General features: G+C 38.7%; 4 protein-coding genes and 1 pseudogene. 2 read left to right on the forward strand and 3 right to left on the reverse strand.

Annotation, left to right across the window (positions count from 1 at the left end):
- A pseudogene (locus MHN32_RS23175) lies at positions 1-113 on the forward strand (transposase); the annotation flags it as partial.
- A 228-nt stretch (positions 114-341) separates the two neighbouring features.
- On the opposite strand, the gene MHN32_RS23180 reads toward MHN32_RS23175, so the two are convergent.
- Positions 342-953 (reverse strand): pentapeptide repeat-containing protein, encoded by a 612-nt coding sequence (locus tag MHN32_RS23180; protein WP_057552708.1) that lies wholly within the window; start codon positions 951-953, stop codon positions 342-344.
- Between the two features lie 120 nt (positions 954-1,073).
- Positions 1,074-1,925, reverse strand: coding sequence for a hypothetical protein (locus MHN32_RS23185; protein WP_239422935.1), 852 nt, complete (start codon positions 1,923-1,925; stop codon positions 1,074-1,076).
- 629 nt (positions 1,926-2,554) lie between these two features.
- Here MHN32_RS23185 and ltrA point away from each other — a divergent pair.
- Positions 2,555-3,883 (forward strand): group II intron reverse transcriptase/maturase, encoded by a 1,329-nt coding sequence (gene ltrA / locus MHN32_RS23190; protein ID WP_239422936.1) that lies wholly within the window; start codon positions 2,555-2,557, stop codon positions 3,881-3,883.
- Between the two features lie 80 nt (positions 3,884-3,963).
- Here ltrA and MHN32_RS23195 read toward each other — a convergent pair whose 3' ends face one another.
- Positions 3,964-5,757, reverse strand: coding sequence for an AIPR family protein (locus MHN32_RS23195; RefSeq protein ID WP_239422937.1), 1,794 nt, complete (start codon positions 5,755-5,757; stop codon positions 3,964-3,966).
- Positions 5,758-6,062 lie beyond the last annotated feature (305 nt).

Raw genomic sequence — 6,062 nt, forward strand, 5'->3', positions numbered from 1 at the left:
CACGGGTATTCCACGGTGCAGTTGGTCGAGAGCGAACAATAACCGCTTACTGCGAAACACTGCAAAAACGACGACGGACAAACCTAACAAACTGCGAGCTCTTGTTGGCTTAGCAAAACTCGCATTCTCAATTCTAGAATTTCTTACTGTTGTATTTGCAGTGCGTTGTCATGCGCGATATCCCTGTTTTGGTGAAGAGATACGCCTGAGCACTAAAAATTAGTCTATCGATGAACGTTTTTAACCAAAGTGATTGAAGTAACTTTATACTTCACTTCCTCCGCTTGGAGGTTAATAGTGATGGGTGTCAATTATTTTTACTCTCAATTATTTTTACTTTGTTAGAATTTTATTCCACGGGCTTGTTTATAATTTGACCCATCAAAAACCGCCCCATCAAGAATAGCATCGTCGAAGTTTGCACCTGCTAATTTAGCTGACTTGAAAACAGCATTAGTTAAATTTGCACCAGAGAAGTTTGCCTTATCGAGTTTTGCTCCAGTAAAATCGGCCCCCTCCAAATTAGCCCCAGTAAAACAAGCAAGTATCGCTTTACTGGCTCTAAAGTTAGTTTTTTTAAGCAAGCACTTATTGAAATTAGCTTGGAATAATTCTTTTTTCTGAAAGTCCTTTCCAGATAAATCTTGGCACGCAAAATTTTCAGGCTGGATTTCTTTTGCCTTTCGTTTGTCTTTTTCTTTAGGCTGCAGTTGCCCTTTTTGCAGCACACTGATTCTTTTACCACGTTCAGCAACAATAGATTCAAGCTCTATGACTTGCTCGATGTGCCAATACAAAGCATTAAAAGCATCAGTATCTGATTCAGATAATCGTTCTAAAATTTTACTCACCTGAAGAAAATCACCTGAAAGTGATTTACCTTTCTTTTCACTGTATAAATCAGAATAACGACTCAGTGTTTGTCTGATTTTTTGTTCTTTCGATTTAGCCATTATTTCCTCCAAAATTCTAACGCCGCAATAACAGGCGTAAAATGCTTGGCTATAATTAGCGGCGAAGGAGCGCAAGCCAAGCGTTTTACGTCCTTCGCTGATTGCTTTGTTATGTAACGGCTACCACGTTTTATTTAATGACTTTATAGCTCCGCATTCTAAATCACCCGCTAAAATATCATTTTTCATTTTTTCTTGTTGTAACTCAGTAACTTCACCTTTACTGGCAACAAAAGCTCGATGAAAAAATGAAACTAAATCTGAAATATACGAAGGTATAGACTTTATTTTAGACAGCGATATGCTTTCGACTTTATCAATCTGAGTTCCAGACCAGTCATCATTGTCATTAGGTACTACTTCAAAAACAACAATTGCAGACGGTATTTTTATAAATATGATAAACCGTTCCCAATTGTCCCATATTCTTGGCTCTGCTCCAGTCATACGATCATAAAAATACCAATCTACTTTTGGCAGCCCTAACTGGGTAAGTACATCTTTAGTACACGGTATGATATGAGTTTTAAACTTGTCTGTAGTACCTGAGTTTATAGCTGATTTCATATCAGCTATAAAATTAGGAAACTCATTAATTTCATCATCAGTGTAGTCATTTTCTTTAGGAAAGTGATATGCATCAGCCAACACTCTCCAAGCGATAATATATAAACAAGTTCTAATATTGTTTGTGATAGATAATTTTTCAGGACAAGGTTTTCTATAATTTGCTATTTTATTAAATAGCTCTTTTTTAAATAGATCTTCCGACTTTGAAAATTCTTCTTCGCAGCTTTCACATAACAATGCAGATTTATACCCATCCTGTTGCCTTTTGTTTGGTTCATTAGTCGCCCTCATATAACCAGTAGGCGATGTATCTTTAATCCATTTATAGATAAAGCTAGGAATTAAATGCGAATTATCTATAGCAGGAGACTTCTCACAAAATTTGCATACTTTGGAACTCAAAATACTCTCCAAACTTCGACATAGTTACATAACGCAAAGCTAAGCGGCGCAGCTTCGCTGCGTCCTTGCTTGAGCGCCTTGTGTACGCCCGACATGGGCATTAACTAATGAGGTGAAAGTCCTCTGTAGGAAGATCACCGTTTAAATAACTGATTGTTATTAAACGATAACTACTAGCGAATGGCAAGTGCAAATCCGCGAGGGGTTGTATGGAGGAAGCCGCTAGCAAAATTGCGAGCTGATGAACAAAAACATCATACTAGGCGTAGGCTGAAGACGAGTTAGCACAAGATAACGAAGTCACGTGATCTAACGGCCACCGTAAATGATGCAGTTGTGCAATGAAAGTTAATGTTCTTATTCGGGGAGAGCTGGATAACATGCGGCCTGCGCTATCGCTGCGGAAAATACCAGTAAGTGGCTGGTCAATCAACCCCTTGGCGTGCTATTTGGTTGCGAAATAGACTACGAGCGAAACCACTGCAACACCCACCGATACGCACGCAGCGCAATTTAGAGCAATTTATTTTGTGATTATCCAGCAGTCAGCAGACGGCATAGTAGCCAAACACCTATCGTAATGGATAGGACACGGTGAAGGCCTGAACATTTAACCGAAGGAATACTTCATGTCTTACTTACATAACTATACGCCACAGCCCTGTGGTTCTGATATGCAGCGTAATGCAGTGCAATCAACCTTCAACTTTGATTTATTCGAACACGTTTTATCAAACGATAATCTTCAACGCGCATGGAAGCAGGTTAAAGCCAACAAAGGTGCAGCGGGTGTAGATGGTATGAAAATAGACCAATTTATCGACTGGGCAAAACAACACTGGCAACAGTGCAAAGCTCAACTCGAAAATGGGACTTATCGTCCACAACCGGTCAAACGCGTTGAAATTGATAAACCCGATGGTGGAAAACGGCAACTCGGAATACCCACAGTGGTCGACCGGGTTATCCAGCAAGCCATTACTCAGGTTTTATCGCCCATCATTGATAGCACATTTTCAGATAACAGCTTTGGTTTTCGTCCTAACCGTAACGGCCAACAAGCAGTGAAGCAAATCATTAAATCTAAACGCAATATTGCGGTAGATGTCGACTTGTCAAAGTTCTTTGACCGAGTCAATCACGACTTATTGATGCGAAATTTATCACGTCATGTCAAAGATAAACGCTTGCTCAAACTCATTGGCCGTTATTTGAGAGCTGGAATTGATGACAATGGCACGCTAATCCCGAGTTTAGAAGGAGTACCGCAAGGCGGCCCTCTTTCACCTTTATTATCCAACATTATGCTGGATGATTTAGACAAAGAATTGGAGCAACGAGGTCACCAATTTGCCCGTTACGCTGATGATTTTATAATCTTAGTAAAATCAAAACGTGCAGGCGAACGTGTACTTGCCAGCGTTACTCGGTTCCTTGAAACTAAACTCAAATTGCTTGTTAACATGGATAAAAGTCAGGTGGTTAAAACCACACAAAGTAAATTCTTAGGGTTTACCTTTAAACGTGGAGCAATCAAATGGCATGACAAAACCCTGCATAAATTTAAGCGACAGGTACGCACTTTAACTAACCGTAATTGGGGCGTGAGCATGCAATATCAGTTGTTTAAATTAAGCCAATATCTAAGCGGATGGATCAATTATTTTGGTATTGCAAACGCATACCAGCAATGTGTTGACCTAGACCAATGGATAAGGCGCAGGATCAGGATGTGTTACTGGCGACAATGGCGAAAACCGAGAACTAAAGTGAGAAACCTGATGAAGCATGGAGTTCATGTGCAAGCAGCCGTTGCCTGTGGCATCACAAGTAAAGGGCCTTGGCGCAGTTCCAAAACACCCGGTATTCAACAGGCTTTAAGCTTAAATTATCTGAAAAACGAGGGACTATATTCACTCAAAGACGGATGGATAAAAGTGCATTACCCAAATGGGTAATCTGTTAGGTGAAACGCCCTGTGCGGACCCGCATGCAGGGTGTTGTGGGGGCTGAGGGCTAGATACCCTCAGCTACCCGATTAGCTTGTTTCACCAACAAGCACAGTTTTCACACAATCCCTGAAGCTCTTTAATCTGATAAGTTGTTTATTGTATTGGCGTCCATGCTCATCTCTATGTTTTTTCTTTGCCTCTTCAAAAACATGAATCGACTTTCGAAATATACTTATAGAAAAACTTTCATCAGATAAACTTTCAATAATTGTTTCACAGTTTTTATCAACTTTTGCCGAGTTCAAATGGCCAATATTCAGGCTTTTAGTTAATAGAGTTCGAGCAACCCAACACACCCAATATCTTGAAATAACATATTTCTTTGATATTTTTCCTTCTTCAGAATAGACGTAGAATAGGTATAGCAGTAACGAACTAAGGAAATAGGGTGCGTATACGTGATCATCCTGAAATAGCTTGGATCGATGCTCTTTAAGAATCACTGTTGGATTTTGACTCATTGCGAGTTGCGGCTCGTTTAGAATGATGGACGTAAAAGATCTAATAAGGCCGTGCAGATTGACAATTCGAGGACGCTCGATTTGTTCTAAGCTGCCATTAAACTCTTTTGATCTCCTCTCATAATAAAGAGATTGGAAACAGTTTTGAGAAAACCTCTGATAGTACTCTTGAAGCCTTTTATGAAACTTTTCTAAAGAGACGAACGCTTCATCAGGAACTGGAGTTTGTCTATTAGTGGACCGAATTATACTAGAAATAACACTATTATTGGTTGTATGAACAATTTTTATGGGCACGAAAAGCGAACTAGAATTAGCTATCAGATCAGAGTGTTGAAATAATACATTACTCGTTTGACAACCATTTACAATATAGTAGTCGCATATTTCATATTCATTAGACCTTATATTTGAAAACTCTTTTGCTACAACGGTTACACCATTGTTTAATATTAAAAACTGATCAATTTTTTGTTGGTCTTTGAGTGTCTCAGCCATTTCGCTATTTACAGCGTTTTCTTCTCCCTGAAAATCTCTGACATTTTCATAGAAAATATTTTTCCTAATATTACCGTCAGAGCCTGTTATAAGTTTCAGGAACTCACTTATTGGCAAATAGCCAATGTAAGATTGCTCCACATCCTTTATAGGGTGGCAAGGTATTCCTTTTTCAAAGTTTATCGATACTGTATATTTATTTTCAAGCTCACTATAAGAATCGATAATATAATCAGAGTTTACAAGCCTTATGGAAAACGCTTCAAATTCCGGGGCCAATGCTTTCAGTGCACGTTCTTCTTGAAGAAAAATTGGCTTATAATCTTTTTCTTCACTGTTGCTGCCTGATATTGCGAAATACATCTCGCACTTTGGCTTTTTCTTTGCAAACAAACGAGCATTATCTGCAGAAAAAAGCTCTTCTACTAGATTTTTGCATTCCAGCAGATCTTCGGACAATGATATTAGAGGGGAATCGGATAAAAAGTTTTTTACAGCGGCAGTAAACTTAAGAAACTCTCCAGAATCAAATGATGTTGATCTTTTAGTTTGGATAAAAACCAATCTAACGTCCATTCTCTTGGTTTTTCTATGCTCAATAATATCTTCTTTGTTAGATATCAGATTATCATTGATAAACAGAGCAAAGGCATCGATACCAAACGTACTCTTTCTATCTACATCGACAAAATCGAAAGTGGTCACATCGCTGAAAGCTTCCGGGTCATATTTAGATAAAGTGACGTAGTTTACTAGCCGCTCAAAAAGCTTGCTTTCGCTGCTTTCTCCGAATTCATAGTTCGCTTTAAACTCTTCAAGGATTCCTAATATTATTTTATTGCTCAATACTTTTTGGGTCATAATCTTTTAAATATTTCCTGTGTCGAGATTCCAATATTTAATAGTTCGCTCAAGCTAACATTTTAGTATTTATGCGACACGCAGTTTGTGTTGCATAATCGCTTGTTGGACTGAGCTGCTACCTGCTCGGTGTGACAGAGTTGGTGTTGTTTATGCTATAGGAATTTGCTTTTTAGAGGCTCTCACTTTCCTAGCTAGTGTAATCAGTTTAGCTAGTGTTATGTAAGCTTTCCCTGCATTGCTCAGCGCTTATTATGTATTCATTACACCTAAATTTTCCTTAATAAGCAATTATATTTTTTAGC

Source organism: Pseudoalteromonas sp. Of11M-6, from assembly GCF_022347905.1.
In the GTDB taxonomy this organism is placed as follows: Bacteria; Pseudomonadota; Gammaproteobacteria; order Enterobacterales; family Alteromonadaceae; genus Pseudoalteromonas.

What these genes read in the sequence shown, in the direction of transcription:
- MHN32_RS23180 (WP_057552708.1), bottom strand. Translation starts at nt 953, where the DNA reads ATGGCTAAATCGAAAGAACAAAAAATCAGACAAACACTGAGTCGTTAT.
- ltrA (WP_239422936.1), top strand. Translation starts at nt 2,555, where the DNA reads ATGTCTTACTTACATAACTATACGCCACAGCCCTGTGGTTCTGATATG.
- MHN32_RS23195 (WP_239422937.1), bottom strand. Translation starts at nt 5,757, where the DNA reads ATGACCCAAAAAGTATTGAGCAATAAAATAATATTAGGAATCCTTGAA.